16 protein-coding genes are annotated in these 17848 nt (G+C 70.9%); 7 read left to right on the forward strand and 9 right to left on the reverse strand.

Annotated features, from left to right (window positions below; all coding sequences use genetic code 11):
- Window positions 1-36 precede the first annotated feature (36 nt).
- On the forward strand, window positions 37-672 hold the full coding sequence (locus ACH4D5_RS31095) for a TetR family transcriptional regulator (protein ID WP_398308807.1): 636 nt from the start codon (window positions 37-39) through the stop codon (window positions 670-672).
- A 244-nt stretch (window positions 673-916) separates the two neighbouring features.
- Here the strand turns inward: ACH4D5_RS31095 and ACH4D5_RS31100 are convergent, their stop codons facing one another.
- Together ACH4D5_RS31100 and ACH4D5_RS31105 are read right to left on the reverse strand one after the other, a co-directional pair.
- The gene (locus ACH4D5_RS31100; protein ID WP_398308809.1) at window positions 917-2008 is read right to left on the reverse strand and encodes a branched-chain amino acid aminotransferase; all 1092 of its coding nucleotides are present in this window, start codon (window positions 2006-2008) and stop codon (window positions 917-919) included.
- 258 nt (window positions 2009-2266) lie between these two features.
- A complete protein-coding gene (locus tag ACH4D5_RS31105) occupies window positions 2267-3316 on the reverse strand; it encodes a 3-isopropylmalate dehydrogenase (protein ID WP_398308811.1) in 1050 nt (349 codons plus the stop codon).
- 140 nt (window positions 3317-3456) lie between these two features.
- Here ACH4D5_RS31105 and ACH4D5_RS31110 point away from each other — a divergent pair, with 140 nt between their 5' ends.
- Entirely contained in the window at window positions 3457-5061 is a 1605-nt protein-coding gene (locus ACH4D5_RS31110; protein ID WP_398308813.1) for a purple acid phosphatase family protein, read from the forward strand.
- Window positions 5062-5071: 10 nt separating this feature from the next.
- Here the strand turns inward: ACH4D5_RS31110 and ACH4D5_RS31115 are convergent, their stop codons facing one another.
- Window positions 5072-5200, reverse strand: coding sequence for a hypothetical protein (locus ACH4D5_RS31115; protein WP_398308815.1), 129 nt, complete (start codon window positions 5198-5200; stop codon window positions 5072-5074).
- A 205-nt stretch (window positions 5201-5405) separates the two neighbouring features.
- On the reverse strand, window positions 5406-6350 hold the full coding sequence (locus ACH4D5_RS31120) for a LysR family transcriptional regulator (RefSeq protein ID WP_398308817.1): 945 nt from the start codon (window positions 6348-6350) through the stop codon (window positions 5406-5408).
- Between the two features lie 101 nt (window positions 6351-6451).
- On the opposite strand from ACH4D5_RS31120, the gene ACH4D5_RS31125 reads away from it, so the two are divergent.
- Entirely contained in the window at window positions 6452-7444 is a 993-nt protein-coding gene (locus tag ACH4D5_RS31125) for an NADP-dependent oxidoreductase (protein WP_398308819.1), read from the forward strand.
- 69 nt (window positions 7445-7513) lie between these two features.
- Complete coding sequence (locus ACH4D5_RS31130; RefSeq protein WP_398308821.1) at window positions 7514-8221, forward strand: nitroreductase family protein; 708 nt, start codon at window positions 7514-7516, stop codon at window positions 8219-8221.
- Here ACH4D5_RS31130 and ACH4D5_RS31135 read toward each other — a convergent pair.
- On the reverse strand, window positions 8200-9318 hold the full coding sequence (locus ACH4D5_RS31135; RefSeq protein ID WP_398308823.1) for an alkene reductase: 1119 nt from the start codon (window positions 9316-9318) through the stop codon (window positions 8200-8202). The genes ACH4D5_RS31130 and ACH4D5_RS31135 overlap by 22 nt on opposite strands.
- Before the next feature lie 157 nt (window positions 9319-9475).
- On the opposite strand from ACH4D5_RS31135, the gene bla reads away from it, so the two are divergent.
- Window positions 9476-10366, forward strand: a complete 891-nt coding sequence (gene bla, locus ACH4D5_RS31140) for a class A beta-lactamase (RefSeq protein WP_398308825.1) — start codon at window positions 9476-9478, stop codon at window positions 10364-10366.
- An 87-nt stretch (window positions 10367-10453) separates the two neighbouring features.
- On the opposite strand, the gene pruA is transcribed toward bla, so the two are convergent.
- Both pruA and ACH4D5_RS31150 read right to left on the reverse strand, forming a co-directional pair.
- Entirely contained in the window at window positions 10454-12085 is a 1632-nt protein-coding gene (pruA, locus tag ACH4D5_RS31145) for an L-glutamate gamma-semialdehyde dehydrogenase (protein WP_398308827.1), read from the reverse strand.
- A 57-nt stretch (window positions 12086-12142) separates the two neighbouring features.
- On the reverse strand, window positions 12143-13069 hold the full coding sequence (locus ACH4D5_RS31150) for a proline dehydrogenase family protein (RefSeq protein ID WP_398308829.1): 927 nt from the start codon (window positions 13067-13069) through the stop codon (window positions 12143-12145).
- Between the two features lie 193 nt (window positions 13070-13262).
- Here ACH4D5_RS31150 and ACH4D5_RS31155 point away from each other — a divergent pair, with 193 nt between their 5' ends.
- Window positions 13263-14432 (forward strand): PucR family transcriptional regulator, encoded by a 1170-nt coding sequence (locus ACH4D5_RS31155; RefSeq protein ID WP_398308831.1) that lies wholly within the window; start codon window positions 13263-13265, stop codon window positions 14430-14432.
- Window positions 14433-14525: 93 nt separating this feature from the next.
- Entirely contained in the window at window positions 14526-14873 is a 348-nt protein-coding gene (locus ACH4D5_RS31160) for a hypothetical protein (protein WP_398308833.1), read from the forward strand.
- Between the two features lie 113 nt (window positions 14874-14986).
- Here ACH4D5_RS31160 and serA read toward each other — a convergent pair whose 3' ends face one another.
- Window positions 14987-16591, reverse strand: coding sequence for a phosphoglycerate dehydrogenase (serA, locus tag ACH4D5_RS31165; protein ID WP_398308835.1), 1605 nt, complete (start codon window positions 16589-16591; stop codon window positions 14987-14989).
- Window positions 16592-16822: 231 nt separating this feature from the next.
- On the reverse strand, window positions 16823-17821 hold the full coding sequence (gene ilvC / locus ACH4D5_RS31170) for a ketol-acid reductoisomerase (protein ID WP_398308837.1): 999 nt from the start codon (window positions 17819-17821) through the stop codon (window positions 16823-16825).
- Between the last annotated feature and the right edge of the window lie 27 nt (window positions 17822-17848).

Here is a 17848-nt window from a genome sequence, read left to right on the forward strand (position 1 = left end):
TCAAGGGGCATTCGCTCCCAGGGCTACACTTCCGTCATGGACTCCACGGACCTCGACCGGCTCCCCCTCCGGGAGCGCAAGAAGCTGCGGACGCGCCAGGCCCTGGTCGACACGGCCCTGGACCTCTTCACGGACCGCGGCTTCGACGGCGTCACGCTCGACGCCCTGTGCGACGCCGTGGAAATCTCCAAACGCACCTTCTTCCGCACCTTCACCAGCAAGGAAGACGTGGCGATGGCGCCGACGCAGGATCTGTGGGCGGCGTTCCTGGAGGAGCTGGAGGAGGTCGAACCGGTGCGGGGGCAGCCGCTGTTCGACGTCCTGCGGGACGTGCTCCTCGCCGCGCTCGGGCGCATGCCCGCCGAAGGCTGGGCCCACCGGGTGCTGCTCAGCCGGCGGCTGGCGGCGCGGACTCCGTCCATGGACGCGCACGGGCTCGCCTTCTGCGACCGCACGAGCCGGGCGGCGCTGGTCATGGCCCGGCGCCGGTTCGACCTGCCGGAAGAGGACGACCTGCGCCCCCGGCTGGCGATCGACCTGCTGGTGTCGGCGTTCCACCGGGCACTGGAGGCGTGGACGGAGGGGCCCGAGCCGACGCGGGACCGGCTCGCGTCACTCCTCCGCGACGCCTGCGCCGCCCTCCCGGCCGCCTTCACCCTCCCCGCCCGCTGACGGGCCGCTGCCCTCCCACGCCAACTTGCGGCCCTGCCCATCTGCGGCCCGGCGGCGGCTGGTCGCGCAGTTCCCCGCGCCCCTGAACGGCTTCGCCGCCCGGGGGCGGCGCCCGGAGGTGCACTCAGGGGCGCGGGGAACTGCGCGACCAGCCCTATACGACCCGCAGCCAGCACCGAAGAGGGCGAGATCCCTCCGTCCCCGGCCCCGGCACGGGGCCGCCCACGTGGCGACGGTCAAGCCCTCAGCCGAGCCCGTGCATCCAGCCGTGCTGGTCCGCCACCGTGCCGCGCTGCACGTTCAGCAGCGCCTCGCGGAGCTTCATCGTGACCTCGCCCGGCTTGCCGCCGCTCTGCTGCCACTCGCCCGAGTTGCACTTCACCGTGCCGACGGGCGTGATGACGGCCGCCGTGCCGCAGGCGAAGACCTCGGTGAGGGTGCCGTTCTCCGTGTCGGCCTTCCACTGGTCGATGGAGACGCGACCCTCCTCCGAGGTGTAGCCGAGGTCGCGGGCGACCGAGAGGAGCGAGTCGCGGGTGATGCCGGCGAGGAGGGACCCCGTCAGGGCGGGGGTGACGATCTTGTCGCCGTACACGAAGTACAGGTTCATTCCGCCCAGTTCCTCGACCCACTTGTGCTCGACGGCGTCGAGGTAGGCCACCTGGTCGCAGCCCTTCGCCGCGGCCTCGGCCTGCGCGAGCAGCGACGCGGCGTAGTTGCCGCCGGTCTTGGCGTCGCCCATGCCGCCGGGGACGGCGCGCACGCGGTCCTCGGAGAGCCAGATCGAGACGGGCTGCACGCCGCCGGGGAAGTAGGCGCCGGCGGGCGAGGCGATGACGACGAAGAGGTATTCGTTGGCGGGCTTCACGCCCAGGCCGACCTCGGTGGCGATCATGAAGGGGCGCAGGTAGAGGGACTCCTCACCGCCGTGCGCCGGCACCCACGCCTTGTCCTGCCGGACCAGCGCGTCGCACGCCTCGATGAACGTCTCGACCGGCAGCTCCGGCATCGCGAGGCGGCGCGCGGAGGCCTGGAAGCGGCGCGCGTTGGCGTCGGGGCGGAAGGTGGCCACCGAGCCGTCGGGCTGCCGGTAGGCCTTCAGGCCCTCGAAGATCTCCTGGGCGTAGTGCAGGACGTTCGTCGCCGGGTCGAGGGCGAGCGGGCCGTACGGCACGAGCTGACCGTCGTGCCAGCCGCGGCCCTCCGTCCACTTGATCGTCACCATGTGATCGGTGAAGTGGCGGCCGAACCCGGGATTGGCCAGGATCGCCTCGCGCTCCGCGGTGGCCAGCGGCGTCGAGGAGGGCTTGAGCTCGATGGTCGGCGTCGTCGTCATGAGTACTTCGTCCTTCACGTGTGATGGTGACGGACCGCGCTCACATCCGGACGCCCAGTACTAGGACGTCCGAGTTTCCCTGCTGCTTCCACGGCCCCACGTTCGATTATCGCTCGCGGGATCCCCAGGGAGAAACGGCACGATCGCGGCCCGGGGGTCGATGGTGACACCCGGGGGCCGGATACGAGAAGCCGCCGGGTGCCTCTGGGGGCCCGGCGGCTTCTGCGTGATCTTCTGCGCGATCTACGAGCTGCCGGGTCAGCCCGCTACTCGTACGGCGAGCGCGTCGCCGATCTGCTCGGTGGTGCGGACGGTGTCCCCGCGCTCCGCGAGGTCGGCGGAGACGGCGGCCTCGATGCGGGCGGCCTCGGCCTCGTACCCGAGGTGGCGCAGGAGCAGCGCGACGGAGAGGACCGTGGCCGACGGGTCGGCCTTGCCCTGGCCGGCGATGTCCGGCGCCGAGCCGTGCACGGGCTCGAACATGGACGGGAACTCGCGGCTCGGGTTGATGTTGCCGGAGGCGGCGACGCCGATGCCGCCGGAGACGGCCGCGGCGAGGTCGGTGATGATGTCGCCGAAGAGGTTGTCGGTGACGATCACGTCGAAGCGGCCGGGGTCGGTGACGAGGTAGATCGTCGCGGCGTCGACGTGGATGTAGTCGGTGGTGACGTCGGGGAACTCCTTCGCCACCTGGTTGAAGACGTTCGTCCAGAGGTGCCCTGCGTACGCGAGGACGTTGTTCTTGTGGACCAGCGTCAGCTTCTTGCGCGGGCGGGCCTGCGCGCGGGCGAAGGCGTCACGGACCACGCGCTCCACGCCGAAGGCCGTGTTGACGGAGACCTCGGTGGCGACCTCGTGCGGGGTGCCGGTGCGGATCGAGCCGCCGTTGCCCGTGTAGGGGCCCTCGGTGCCCTCGCGGACGACGATGAAGTCGATCTCGGGCTGGCCGGCGAGCGGGGTGGCGACGCCGGGCAGCAGCTTCGAGGGCCGCAGGTTGACGTGGTGGTCGAAGAGGAACCGGAGCTTCAGCAGGAAGCCGCGCTCCAGGACGCCGGACGGGACCGAGGGGTCGCCGATCGCGCCGAGGAGGATCGCGTCGTGCTGCTTGAGGGCTTCCACGTCGGCGTCGGTGAGGGTCTCACCGGTGGCGTGGTACCGCCTCGCGCCGAAGTCGAATTCCACCGTCTCGAGCTTCACATCCTGCGGAAGCACGGCGTTGAGGACCTTGAGCCCCTGGGCCACGACCTCTTGGCCGATGCCGTCTCCGGGGATGACTGCGAGATTGATGCTGCGAGAACTGGCCGACATACGAGCACCGTACTCTTCGTCCCAGGGGATGACATGCGGTGTCCGGCATGCGGACAGGCAACGAGCGCGGCACCTCGTGGTCGGATTCTGTTCATCCCGGTGTCTGGCGGGAGTTGGGCCCCGCTGGGAAGTTCCCAGGCATGGACACTCCCCACGTCGGCATTCCGGAGCGGCTCGCGGCCCGGATGAGCATGCCCGAACAGCACGAGTACCTGCGCGGGAAGTTCTCCCGCCGCAGAGTGCTCGCCAGTTCGTTCGCGACGGCCGGGGCGGTGGGCGGCGCGGGGCTGCTCGCCGGCAGTTCGGGCACGGCCAACGGCTCGGGCACGTCGCCGGCGCACTCCGTGAGCGCGCCGCCAGCCCCGGTGCGGGTCGACGGCAAGCTGGTGGCGCCCTTCGGCCGGCACCTCGCCTTCGGCGCCGACCCGAAGACGCAGATGCGGGTCTCCTGGCAGGTGCCGTTCGCGGTCAAGTCCCCCTATCTGCGCGTGGGTCTGAAGCCCTGGGAGCTGAGCCGGAAGATCGAGGCGGAGGTGCGGGACCTGCACACCCCGTCGCTCTCGAAGAAGCTGCCCGCGGTCGAGCAGTACTACCTGCACGCGGCGCTCGACGGCCTGAGCCCCGGCACGACGTACTACTACGGCGTCGGCCACGACGGCTTCGACCCGGCGTCGCCCGAGCGGATGGCCACCATCGGCTCCTTCAGGACCGCGCCCGCCGAGCCGGAGAAATTCGTCTTCACGGCCTTCGGCGACCAGGGCGTCAGCTACCACGCCCTCGCCAACGACCAGGTGATCCTGGGCCAGAACCCGTCGTTCCACCTGCACGCGGGCGACATCTGCTACGCGGACACCACCGGCCACGGCAAGGAGTCCGACACCTACGACGCGCGCGTGTGGGACACCTTCCTCGCCCAGACGGAGTCCGTCGCGAAGTCCGTGCCGTGGATGGTGACCACCGGCAACCACGACATGGAGGCGTGGTACTCGCCGAACGGCTACGGCGGCCAGTGGGCCCGCTGGTCGCTCCCGGAGAACGGCTTCGACCCGCGGAACGCGCCGGGCGTCTACTCCTTCACGTACGGGAACGTCGGCGTCGTCGCCCTGGACGCCAACGACGTCTCGTACGAGATACCCGCCAACAAGGGGTACACCGAGGGCCGGCAGACCGCCTGGCTCGACAAGCGCCTGCGCGAACTGCGCGCGGACGAGTCCGTCGACTTCGTGGTGGTCTTCTTCCACCACTGCGTGTACTCGACGTCGACGCACGCCTCCGACGGCGGGGTGCGCGACGCGTGGCTGGAGCTGTTCACCAGGCACCAGGTGGACCTGGTCGTCAACGGCCACAACCACGTCTACGAACGCACCGACGCCATCAAGGGCGGCGAGGTCGGCAGGCCCGTGCCGGTCGGCGCGTCGACCGATCCGACGCGCGACGGCATCGTGTACGTCACCGCGGGCGGCGCGGGCAAGGACCTCTACGGCTTCGGCCCCGGGGTCAAGGACAGCTATGAGGGCAACGTCCACGACCACGACAGCATCAAGAGCTTCCACTGGACGAAGTCACGCGTGCCGAACCCGGACACCGTGGAGTGGTCCCGGGTGCGCTACACCGGCTTCTCGTTCCTCGCGGTGGAGGTGACGGCCGGGGCGCGCCCGAAACTGTCGGTCTCCGCGCTCGCCGAGAGCGGCGAGCGCATCGACCACTTCGAGGTGGTGCGGGGGGTGGCGCGGGGGACTCGGTGACCTGCCGGGCTCAGTGGCCCGTCTCGCCGCCGTTGTCCCTGCGGTCGAGGGCTCGCTGGAGTGCGGCGGCGGCGTTCCTGCGCTCGGCGTCGCTGGTGCGGGGGGTGTGACGGACTCGGCGGGCGGTCGTCTCGGCCATGGGGGATCCACTCCTTGAGGGAAGGGTGCATTCATTACGAGACGCCGGGGCGGGGAGCGCTGGAGCGGCAGGGTTCGCCTGCGTGCGGCTCCGGCTCGCTACCGCATTCGCTTGATCGAGCGAGACGTTCGGCTCCTACAAAGCTAAGGGAGAACGGAGCGTCTGTCTCCACAGTTACTCGGACTTCCTACTATCTGAGACGGCTTCACCCGCGTACCGCTCTCAGCTCGCGGATCAGTGCCCGTACGGCGAGGGAAGAGGCCAGCTCAGGAGTGGTGACGTAGCCGACCGAGCGCGTCGGGCGCTCCGTTCCGAGATCAGTGATCCGCACCGTGTCCGGTGCTCCGGTCAGGGAGAGGGCCGGCATGATCGCCATGCCGTGACCGTTGCTCACCATCGAGAGCACTGCTCCGTCGTCCTCGGTCAGGACGGTCGCCGCGGGAATCCAGTCCTGCCGCCCCCACCACTCCCTCGTGTACGAGCCACAGTTCTCGTGCCAGTCCACCAGCGGCAGCGAGCGCGGGTCGGGGTGGCCCGCCGGATGCACGAACGAGTACGCCTCTTCCAGGATGACGTCACCGACAAGCCCGGCAGGCACCGGCGACGCGCCCCCGAGCGTCGCGATCCCCACGTCCGCACGCCCCTCGGCGACCTCCCCCGCCGTGCCCGCACCCAGCTCCCGCACCACGCGGACCTCCGGCCTGATACCGGGATGCGCGGCGGCGAGCCGGTCCAGGGCCGCCGGAAGAAGATGCAGCGCAGCGCTACGGAACGCGGCGATCCGCAGCGTCCCCTCCACGGCTCCGTCCGCTCCCCGCGCGGCACCCCGCGCCTCCGCGACGAGCGTGTCCAACAGCCGCAGCACCCGCCGGGCGTGCGCGGCCGCGGCTGCCCCCGCGGGCGTCGGCGTGGCCCCCTTCCTGCCCCGCTCGAAGAGCACGACCCCGACCTTGCGCTCCGTGCCGCGGATGGAGTGGGACACCGCGGACTGGGTGAGCCCCAGGGCCTGCGCCGCCGCCGAGAACCCGCGCTCCCTGTCGACCGCCACGAGGATGCGCAGCTCGTGCGGGGCGAGGTCGGCGGGCAGGGCGGCGGTGGCGCGGGAACCGGCGCCATCGGCGTTCGCCGGGGCCGGAGTGCCGGGGGTCATCAGGGGGCTCACCTGCTTCTATGAGGGCTTCTCATGGTCCGGGCCGTTCCATGAGCGCAACCCCCTGCCCCACCCCCGCATTCCTTCCTACGGTCATCCACATGACCGACACCGCACTCACCGTGCACCAGACCGCCCGCCCCCACGGCTTCCCCACCGCCGCCCACTTCGCCTTCGTGGAGTCCCCGCTCCCCCGGCCCGCCCCCGGCACCGCCCTGGTCGAGAACCTCTACTGGTCCGTCGACCCGTACCACCGCGAGATGATGGACGGCGACTTCGCGCTCCACGCCCCGCTGGAGGGCCGCACCATCGGCCGCGTCGTCGCGTCCCGCGACCCCGCCATCGCCGAGGGCGAGATCGTCCTCCACCGGCAGGGCTGGCGCACGCACGCCGTGGTGACGCCCGACGAGGTGCGGCGGCTGCCCGCCTTCGAGGGCGTGCCGCTCTCCGCGTATCTGAGCATCCTCGGCGGCACGGGCCTGACCGCGTACGTCGGCCTGACCCGCATCGCCCAACTCCGCGAGGGCCAGGACCTGTTCGTCTCCGCGGCGGCGGGCGGCGTGGGCACGGCGACCGGACGCCTCGCCCGGCTCATGGGCGCGGGACGGCTCGTCGGCAGCGCGGGCACGGCGGCGAAGGCGGCGTACCTGACCGAACACGTCGGCTACGACGAGGTCTTCGATCACCACGCGGGGCCGACCGCCGACCTCCTCGCCGAGGCGGCGCCCGACGGCATCGACGTGTACGTCGACAACGTGGGCGGCGAGCACCTGGAGGCGGCGATCTCCTCGCTGCGCCCGTACGGCCGGATCGTACGGGTCGGCACGATCGCCCAGTACAACGCCACGGGCGCGCCGTACGCGCTGCGCAACCTCCCCGACATCGTCGAGAAGAGCCTGCGCATGGAGGGCTTCCTCGTCCGTGATTACGCACATCTCCAGGAGGAGTTGTACGAGTTCGTGGTGCCGCATCTGCAGAGCGGCCGCGTACGGCTCGACGAGACGGTGGTGGAGGGGTTCGACCGGATCGTGGACGCCTTCCTGGGGATGCTGCGGGGCGAGAACCGGGGAAAGATGATCGTCCGCGCGAGCTGATCGGAATTGGTCTGCACCATGGCTCTCCGCACCATGGCGCGGAGGCCGCCCCCGCCGCAGAATCGGACCATGCCTGAGACCGAGCAGAAGCAAGCGTGGACCCCGATCCACGGTGAGCCCTACCGCTCCGTTCCCTATCGGCCCGAGCGCATGCCCGAAGCGCAATCCCTGGCGCGGGCGGCCGAGTTGAGGGCGCGGATGCGGGAGCGGCGGACAGTGCGGCAGTTCGCTCCGGACCCCGTGCCCCCGCAGGTCGTGCGGGACGCCATCGCGTGCGCGGCGACGGCACCGTCCGGCGCGCACCAGCAGCCGTGGACGTTCGTCCTCGTCCAGGACCCGGAGATACGCCGCCGCATCCGCGAGGCCGCCGAGCACGAGGAGCAGATCTCTTACGACGGCCGCCTCGGAGAGGAGTGGCTCGCGGCCCTCCGCCCCCTCGGCACCGACGAGGTCAAGCCGCACCTGACGGACGCGCCCGCCCTGATCGTCGTCTTCCAGCAGCGGTACTGGCTCGGCGAGGACGGCACCAAGCACAAGCACTACTACGTCGACGAATCGGTCGGCATCGCGGTCGGGATGCTGCTGTCCGCGCTGCACCTGTCGGGCCTCGCCGCGCTGATCCACACGCCGAGCCCGATGCGGTTCCTGTCCCAGGTGCTCGGCCGCCCCGAGAACGAGAAGGCGTTCGCGGTGATCCCCGTGGGCTATCCGGCGCCGGACTGCCGGGTCCCCGATCTCGTACGCAAGTCGCTGGATCAGGTGCTCGTGGAGGTCTGAGCGGACACCGGCAGGTCCGTGAGGGCGGGGTAGTCGGTGTAGCCCTCGGCGCCCTCTCCGTAGAGGTGGGTCTGGTCGATCTCCTGGAGGGGGGCGCCCGTGGCGAAGCGCTCCGGCAGGTCGGGGTTGGAGATGAACCCGCGCCCGTACGACACGAGGTCGGCGAGGCCCGACGCGAGGAGGGCCTCGCCCGCCTCCCTGGTCGTCGGGTCGCCGTTCTCGCCGACGTTGGCGATCAGCGTGCCGTGCCAGCGGGGGCGCAGGTCGGCGAGGGCCGGATAGCGGTCGTTGTCGGTGAGGTGGAGGTAGGCGAGGCCCAGGCCGTCGAGCTCGTCGAGCAGCGCGCGGTAGACGGGCCCGGGGTCGGCCTCCACCATGCCGAACTGCGGGTTGCCCGGCGAGAGGCGGAGCCCGAGCCGCTCGGCGCCGATGGCTGCGGCGACGGCGCGGACGACCTCGACGGCGAAGCGGATGCGGTCCGCGACCGAGCCCCTCCCGTACGCGTCGTCACGGAGGTTGGTGTTGTCCGCGAGGAACTGGTGGATCAAGTAGCTGTTGGCGCCGTGCAGTTCGACCCCGTCGAAGCCCGCCTCGATGGCGTTGCGGGCGGCGGCCGCGAAGTCCTGGACGGCGGTGCGGATGTCGTCCAGGGACATCTCGCGCGGAGTGACGGGGTCGGCCTTGCCGCCGGGCACGTGCACGCGCTCCGGGTCCACCAGCACGGCGGACGGCGCGGCGGGGGCGTCCCCGTCGACGCGGGACAGGGGGTGCCCGTGGCGGCCGCCGTGCATCAGCTGCGCGTAGATCCGGCCGCCTTCGGCGTGCACGGCATCGGTGACGCGCCGCCAGGCCGTGATGTGTCCGGCGGTCTCGATCCCCGGGTAGCGCCAGCCGCTCTGGCCCCGGCTGCTGGGCCAGATGCCCTCGGTGACGATGAGGCCGGCGCTCGCGCGCTGGGCGTAGTAGTCGGCGACGACGGGGAGCGGGGTGCCGTCGGCGGTCGCCCGGAGGCGTGTCATGGGGGCCATGACCATGCGGTTGGGGAGGAGGCCGAGGGAGCCGGCGGAGTGGGGCGCGAGGAGCGTGGTGTTCGTCATGCCGGAACGGTAGGAGTTGACACAGGTGTGAAGTTCAAGCCCGGAGGTCCGCAGGACACGGGTCGGCGAGCCGGCGCGGAGGTCCGCCGGACACGGGTCGGCCGGCCCGCCCGGAGCCCCTGGCCCGGTGCCACACCGGGCCGGTACCTTCTGGATCATGAACGTGACTCCCTCCCGCAGGACCGTCCTCGGCGCCGCCGCCGCGGCCCCCGTCTTCCTCTCCGTCCCCGGCACCGCGCACGCGGCGCCCTCCACTGAGGCTCGCCGGCGCCTGCGCGAGCTGGAGAAGGGCTACCCCGGCCGCATAGGCCTGCACGCCCTGAACACCGGCACCGGCGCCACCCTCGGCTACCGCGCCGACGAGCGCTTCGCCATCGCCTCGACGTTCAAGGTCCTGGCCGCCGCGGCGATCCTGCGCAAGGCGCGCGAGGAGGAGCCCGGGCTGCTCGACACCGTGGTCCGGTACGACCGCGACGACCTGGTCACCTACTCGCCCCGGTGCGAGATGCACCTCGCGACGGGCATGACGGTCCGGGAGCTGTGCGACGCGACCGTCACGTACAGCGACAACGCGGCGGGCAACTTCCTGCTCCGGCGGCTCGGCGGCCCGTCCGGCATCACCCGCTTCGCCCGCTCCCTCGGCGACTCCCGCACCCGCCTCGACCGCTGGGAGACCGACCTCAACACCAACATCCCGGGCGACCCGCGCGACACGACGACCCCGGCGGCCATGACCGCGAACCTGCGCAAGCTCGTCCTCGGCGACGCCCTCGACCCGCTCGACCGCGACCAGCTCGTCCGGTGGCTCGTGGAGAACACCACCGGCGACAAGCGGATCCGCGCCGGGCTCCCCGAGGGCTGGCGGGTCGGCGACAAGACCGGATCCCCGGCGTACGGCGGGGTCAACGACGTCGCCGTGGCCTGGCCCCCGAAGGGCGGCGCCCCGCTGGTCATCTCCGTCTACACGACCCGCCTGGACCCGGACACCCCCGGCGAGGACCGCATCGCCGCGGACATGACCCGTATCGCCGTCGACGCGCTCGTCTGACTCCGGACACGACACCGCCTCCGACCGGGGTGGGGCCCGGGTCGGAGGCGGGGTTCAGGGGCGGGCCGAAAGGGCCCGCGGCGGGCGTCAGCCCATGTGCGGGTAGCCGTACTCGGTCGGCGGGACCAGCGTCTCCTTGATGGCGCGGGTCAGCGTCCACCGCTGGAGGTTCTGCGGGGCGCCGGCCTTGTCGTTGGTGCCGGAGGCGCGGCCGCCGCCGAAGGGCTGCTGGCCGACGACGGCGCCGGTCGACTTGTCGTTGATGTAGAAGTTGCCCGCGGCGTAGCGGAGCTTCTCCATCGTGTACGCGGCCGCCGCGCGGTCGTTCGCGATGACCGAGCCGGTGAGCGCGTAGTCCGAGACCGACTCCATCTGGGTCAGCATCTCGTCGTACTTGTCGTCCTCGTAGACGTGGACGGCGAGGAACGGGCCGAAGTACTCGGTCGTGAAGACCTCGTTGGCCGGGTCCGAGCACTCGACGACGGTCGGGCGCACGAAGTAGCCGACGGAGTCGTCGTAGGTGCCGCCCGCGATGATCGTGCAGGAGTCGTCCGCCTTGGCGCGGTCGATGGCCGCCTTGTTCTTGGCGAACGCGCGCTCGTCGATGACCGCGCCGATGAAGTTCGACAGGTCGGTGACGTCACCCATCTTGATGCCGTCGACCTCGGCCGCGAACTCCTCCTTGAAACCGGAGTTCCAGATGGAGGCCGGGATGTAGGCGCGCGAGGTGGCGGAGCACTTCTGGCCCTGGAACTCGAAGGAGCCGCGGGTCAGCGCGGTCTTCAGGATCGCGCGGTCGGCGCTCGGGTGCGCGACGACGAAGTCCTTGCCGCCGGTCTCGCCGACCAGACGCGGGTAGGTGCGGTACTTGGCGATGTTCTCGCCGACCGTCTTCCACAGGTGCTGGAAGGTCGGGGTGGAGCCGGTGAAGTGGATGCCGGCCAGGTCGCGGTGCTGCAGGGCGACCTCGGAGACGGCGATGCCGTCACCGGTGACGAGGTTGATGACGCCCTTGGGCAGGCCCGCCTCCTCCAGGAGCTGCATGAGCAGCACGGCGGCGTGCGTCTGCGTCGGGGACGGCTTCCACACGACCACGTTGCCCATCAGGGCCGGGGCGGTCGGGAGGTTGCCCGCGATGGCCGTGAAGTTGAACGGCGTGATCGCGTAGACGAAGCCCTCCAGCGGGCGGTGGTCCAGGCGGTTCCAGACACCGGTCGCGTTCGCCGGGGGCTGCTCGGCGAGCAGGTCACGGGCGTACTTCACATTGAAGCGCCAGAAGTCGACGAGCTCGCACGGGGTGTCGATCTCGGCCTGCTGCGCGGTCTTCGACTGGCCGAGCATCGTGGAGGCGGCCAGGGTCTCGCGCCACGTCGTGGAGAGCAGCTCGGCGGCGCGCAGGATGATCGCGGCGCGGTCGTCGAAGGACATCGCGCGCCACGCCGGGGCGGCGGCCAGGGCGGCGTCGATCGCGTCCTGGGCGTCCTGCTGGGTCGCGTGGCGGCCGGTGCCGATGACGGCCTTGTGGTTGTGCGGCTGCACGACCTGGAAGGGCTCGCCGCCACCGAGGCGCTTGACGCCGCCGATGGTCATCGGCAGCTCGATGGGGTTCTCGGCCAGCTCCTTGAGCTTGGTCTCGAGGCGGGCGCGCTCCGGGGAGCCGGGCGCGTAGCCGTGTACCGGCTCGTTGACCGGGGCGGGGACCTGGGTCACAGCGTCCATGAGTTCCTTAGCTCCTTTGTGCGAGGGCTCTGCGAGGGCTCTGTACTGGGGGGCGGCTCAGCCCTTGGTGAGGATGGAGCGGCCGAAGAAGAGGAGGTTCGCCGGCTTCTCCGCCAGACGGCGCATGAAATAGCCGTACCAGTCGGTGCCGTACGCGGTGTACACACGCATCCGGTGGCCTTCGGCGGCGAGCCGCAGGTGCTCGTCGCTGCGGATGCCGTACAGCATCTGGAATTCGTACTCATCCAGTTTGCGCCCGGCGCGCCGCGCGAGCTCCTGCGCGATCGAGATCAGACGCGGGTCGTGGGACCCGATCATCGGGTACCCCTCGCCCTCCATCAGGGTACGCAGGATGCGGACGTAGGCCTTGTCCGTCTCCGCCTTGTCCTGGTAGGCGACCTCGGCGGGCTCCTTGTAGGCGCCCTTCACGATGCGGACGCGGCTGCCGTTCTCGGCGAGGCGCCGGGCGTCGGCCTCGGTGCGGAAGAGGTAGGCCTGGATGACGCAGCCGGTCTGCGGGAAGTCCTTGCGCAGCTCGTCATGGATGGCGAACATCGAGTCGAGGGTGGTGTGGTCCTCGGCGTCCAGGGTGACTGTGGTGCCGATGGCGGCGGCGGCCTCGACGACGGGACGCACATTGGCGAGGGCGAGCTCGTGGCCGCCCTCCAGCGCCTGGCCGAACATCGACAGCTTCACGGACATCTCGGCCTTGGTGCCGAGGCCGAGGTCCTTCAGGCGGTCGATCAGCTCCAGGTAGGCGTCCCGGGCCGCGTGGGACTGCTCGACGGTGGTGATGTCCTCGCCCACCACGTCGAGGGTCACCTCCAGGCCCTTGTCCGCGGCGTCGACGATGATCGGGACCACCTGGTCGACGGTCTCACCGGCGATGAACCGCGAGACGACCTGCTTGGTGCCGGGGGCCGCCGAAACGAAACGGCGCATCTTGTCGCTGCGCGACGCGGCGAGGATCACGGGACCCAGCACGGGGCACCTCCACGGGTGTACGAAATCGAGAGCCATACCGACAAACCCCTCCATGGAGGGAATGCGGCGGTACGGCACGGAGAACCACCGTGAAATTTAGGGATACACCGGATCGCGAACCATCGACAGCTGTCACGCATCCGTGCCCTGGATCTCAGACAGATGTCTGAAGAACGCGGCGACCTGCGCGAGAATGGGCCTCGTGAAGGGCGACTACCAAGAACTGGTCGACGAGATCTCGACGCTGCTCGGGGCTCCCGCGACCCTGGAGAACCGGGATTTCGAGCTGATCGCCTTCGGCGCGCACGACGGCGGCGGCGACAGCGGCTTCGACGCGTCCGTCCTCGACCCGGTCAGGACCCGGTCGATCCTGACCCGCCGGTCCACCGCCGAGGTCCGCTCCTGGTTCGAGGGCTTCGGCATCGCCCGCGCCACCGCCCCGGTCCGCATCCCGCCCACCCCAGAGGCGGGCGTCCACCGGGGCCGGATCTGCCTTCCCGTACGACACCGGGGCTTCGCCCTTGGATACGTCTGGCTGCTCGACGACGAGCCGGGCCCCGGCGAGCAGCAGCTGGCCGCCGCCATGGAGGTGGCCGCCAGGATCGGTGCGCTGCTCGCCGACGAGGCGCAGGCGGGCGCCGACCTCACCCGGGAGTTCCGGGCGGTCCTCACGGCCGAGCGGGGCTGGCAGCGCGACATGGCAGTGGCCTCGCTGCGCACGGCGCTCGGCCCGCGCGGCGAGGGACTGCACGCGGTGGTGTGCGTGGCCCCGTGGCGCTCCGCGGACCCGGACGACGCCCCGGCCGCCCGTACGGTGCCGGGCGCGGCGGCGGTGTGCACGGTGCCGTGGGGCACGACCGCGCAGTCCCTGGCGGCGCTGGTGCGGCTGCGCTCGGCCGACGCGCTGACGCCCGCGCACACGGCGGCGTCGCGTCTGCTGGACGCGGCGCCGGGTGCGGCGGCCGGCATCGCGGGGGCCCGGCACGGTCTGGAGGATCTGGGGGCCGCCTGGTGGGAGGCGTCGGGGGCGGCACGGGCGGCGCTCGCCGAGCGGCGCTTCGGCCCGGTCGCGCAGTGGTCGGACGTGGGCCCCTACCGGCTGCTGACCGCCCTGCCCCCGGAGGCGGCGCACGACCCCGTGGGCCGCCAGCTCCTCTCCCCCACCCACCGCGAACTGGCCCGTACCGCCGAGGTGTTCCTCGACTGCGCGGGGCAAGCGGGCCGCGCGGCCGCCGAGTTGGGCATCCACCGCCAGACGCTCTACTACCGCCTGTCGCGCGTGGAGCAGCTCACCGGCCTCGACCTGGACGACGGCGAGGACCGCCTGCTGCTGCACATGGTCCTGAAGTCGTCACGGCTGTAAGCGGCGGGTAACGAACGCCCGATTCCGTGATCTTGGAGGGGTACGGTTTCCCCCGTCCGAAAATCACCCTCCACACGGGAGAACGAACACCCCATGAAGCTCAGGCTGTTGGCCTCCGCCGTCGCCGTCTCCGCCGTCGCGCTCTCCGGCACCGTCCTCACCACGGGTACCGCCGCGGCCGCCACGAGGCCGGACTGCTCCCGCGGCCTCACCAACGTCCCCGCCAAGGAGACGGTGAAGGTCCGCACCACGCCGAAGGTGAACGGCCACGCGGTCGGTCAGCTGAACAAGGGCCGCAAGGCGTTCCTCTGCAACGACGGCCAGTCCTTCACCGGCCAGTCGTACCGCCTCTGCGGCAAGAGCAGCAACAAGTGGCTGTACGTCATGCCGAACAACTACAACATCAAGGGCTACGTCCCGGCCACCTGCATCGACTGGTGAACAACGACCGGTGAACAACGGCTGGTGAACAACGGCTGGTGAACAACGGCTGGTGAACAGCGAAACGCCGGGCGGGCCGGATCTCTCCGGCCCACCCGGCGTTTCGCGTTTCCCTAGTCCGTGAGGTTCACCGCGCGGGCGGAATCCGCGCCGATCTCCTCCGCCAGCTCGTTCAGAACCGGCTGCGGCACCGTGTCGTCGACGGTGAGGACGGCGAGGGCCTCGCCGCCGACGTCGGCGCGGGCGACCTGCATGCCCGCGATGTTGATGCCGGCCTCGCCGAGGACGCGGCCGACGGTGCCGACGACGCCGGGACGGTCGGCGTACCGCAGGACGACCATGTGGTCGGCGAGCGCCAGGTCCACGTCGTACTCACCGATGGCGACGATCTTCTGGAGGTGCTTGGGGCCGGCCAGCGTGCCGGAGACCGCGATCTCCTCGCCGCCGGAGAGCGTGCCGCGCACCGTGACCACGTTCCGGTGGTCGGGGGACTCGGAGCTCGTGGTGAGGCGGACCTCGACGCCGCGCTCCTGGGCGAACAGCGGCGCGTTCACATAGGAGACGGTCTCGTCGACGACGTCCTCGAAGACGCCCTTCAGCGCGGAGAGTTCGAGCACCTTCACGTCGTGCTGGGTGATCTCGCCGTACACCTCGACGTCGAGACGGGCCGCGACCTCGCCCGCGAGGGCGGTGAAGATCCGGCCGAGCTTCTCGGCGAGCGGCAGGCCGGGGCGCACGTCCTCGGCGATGACACCGCCCTGCACGTTCACCGCGTCGGGCACGAGCTCACCGGCGAGGGCGAGGCGCACCGACTTGGCGACGGCGATGCCGGCCTTCTCCTGCGCCTCGTCCGTGGAGGCGCCGAGGTGCGGGGTGCAGACGACCTGGTCGAACTGGAAGAGCGGGGAGTCCGTGCAGGGCTCCTTCGCGTACACGTCCAGGCCGGCGCCGGCGACGCGGCCCTCCTTGAGGGCGGAGTGCAGCGCCTCCTCGTCGACGATGCCGCCGCGCGCGGCGTTGACGATGCGGACGGTCGGCTTGACCTTGTGCAGCGCCTCGTCACCGATGAGACCGAGGGTCTCGGGCGTCTTGGGGAGGTGCACGGTGATGAAGTCGGAGACTTCGAGGAGCTCGTCCAGGGACAGCACCTTCACGCCCATCTGGGCGGCGCGGGCGGGCTGCACGTACGGGTCGTAGGCGACGACCTTCATGCCGAAGGCGCTCATGCGCTGGGCGACGAGGGCACCGATGCGGCCGAGGCCGACGACGCCGAGGGTCTTCTCGGCGAGCTCGACGCCCGTGTACTTGGAGCGCTTCCACTCACCGTTCTTGAGGGCGGCGTTGGCCTGGGGGATGTTGCGCGCGGTGGCCAGGAGCAGGCCGCAGGCGAGCTCGGCGGCGGTGACGATGTTCGAGGTCGGGGCGTTGACGACCATGACGCCGGCCTTGGTGGCGGCGGACACGTCCACGTTGTCCAGGCCGACGCCCGCGCGGGCGACGACCTTCAGCTTCTTGGCCGCGGCGATGGCCTCGGCGTCGACCTTGGTCGCGGAGCGGACCAGGATCGCGTCGACGTCGGCGATGGCGGGCAGCAGCTCGGCGCGGTCCGCGCCGTTGCACTGGCGGATCTCGAAGTCCGGGCCCAGTGCGTCGACGGTGGCGGGCGACAGCTCTTCAGCGATGAGTACGACGGGTTTGCCGGTGGCAGCAGTGCTCACGTGAGTCCTCACAGGTCCATTGCGGACGGCCGTCCCGACGGCCGCAGGCGGTGGAGGGTGCTTGCCGCGTGGAAGACGCACGACGCTGTGGGCCCGACGCGAATGTTGAACAGAAGCATAGTGGCGCCGAACGGATCAGCATGCGCCTCTGCGGAAGGATCACCCGTCCGTGGCTGGACGGGGTGGACAACGACAGCGGGGCCCGGGGCGGTGCCCCGGACCCCGAATACGTCAGTCCTCGTCGTTGACCCACGACATGAGCTTGCGCAGCTCCTTGCCCGTGGTCTCCAGGAGGTGGTTCTCGTCCTGGGTCTTGTACTCGTTGTACTTCTTCAGGCCGCCGTGGTACTCGTCCATCCACTGCTTGGCGAAGGTGCCGTCCTGGATCTCCGCGAGGACCTTCTTCATCTCGGCCTTGGTGGCGTCCGTGATGATCCGCGGGCCGGTGATGTAGTCGCCCCACTCGGCGGTCTCGGAGACGGACCAGCGCATCTTCTCCAGGCCGCCCTCGTACATGAGGTCCACGATCAGCTTCAGCTCGTGGAGGCACTCGAAGTAGGCGATCTCCGGCTGGTAGCCGGCCTCGGTGAGGGTCTCGAAGCCCGCCTTGACCAGCGCGGCGGTGCCGCCGCAGAGCACGGCCTGCTCGCCGAACAGGTCGGTCTCGGTCTCCTCGGTGAAGGTCGTCTTGATGACGCCCGCACGCGTGCCGCCGATGCCCTTGGCGTACGAGAGCGCCAGCTGGAAGCCGTTGCCCGTGGCGTCCTGCTCGACGGCCGCGATACACGGGACGCCGCGGCCCTCCTCGTACTGGCGGCGGACCAGGTGGCCCGGGCCCTTGGGGGCGACCATGCAGACGTCGACGCCCTCGGGGGCCTTGATGAAGCCGAAGCGGATGTTCAGGCCGTGGCCGAAGAACAGCGCGTCGCCGTCCTTGAGGTTGTCCTTGATGGACTCCTCGTAGACCTGGGCCTGGATCGGGTCCGGCACCAGGATCATGATGACGTCGGCCTCGGCCGCCGCCTCGGACGGGGTGACGACCCGCAGGCCCTGCTCCTCGGCCTTGGCCTTGGACTTGGAGCCCTCGTGCAGACCGACGCGGACGTCGACACCCGAGTCACGGAGCGACAGCGCGTGGGCGTGGCCCTGGCTGCCGTAACCGATGACCGCGACCTTGCGGCCCTGGATGATGGACAGGTCGGCGTCGTCGTCGTAGAACAGCTCGGCCACTGGGAATCTCCTATGTGTGCTGGTGTT

The sequence above is a fragment of the Streptomyces sp. NPDC018029 genome, from assembly GCF_044327655.1.
GTDB lineage: Bacteria > Actinomycetota > Actinomycetes > Streptomycetales > Streptomycetaceae > Streptomyces.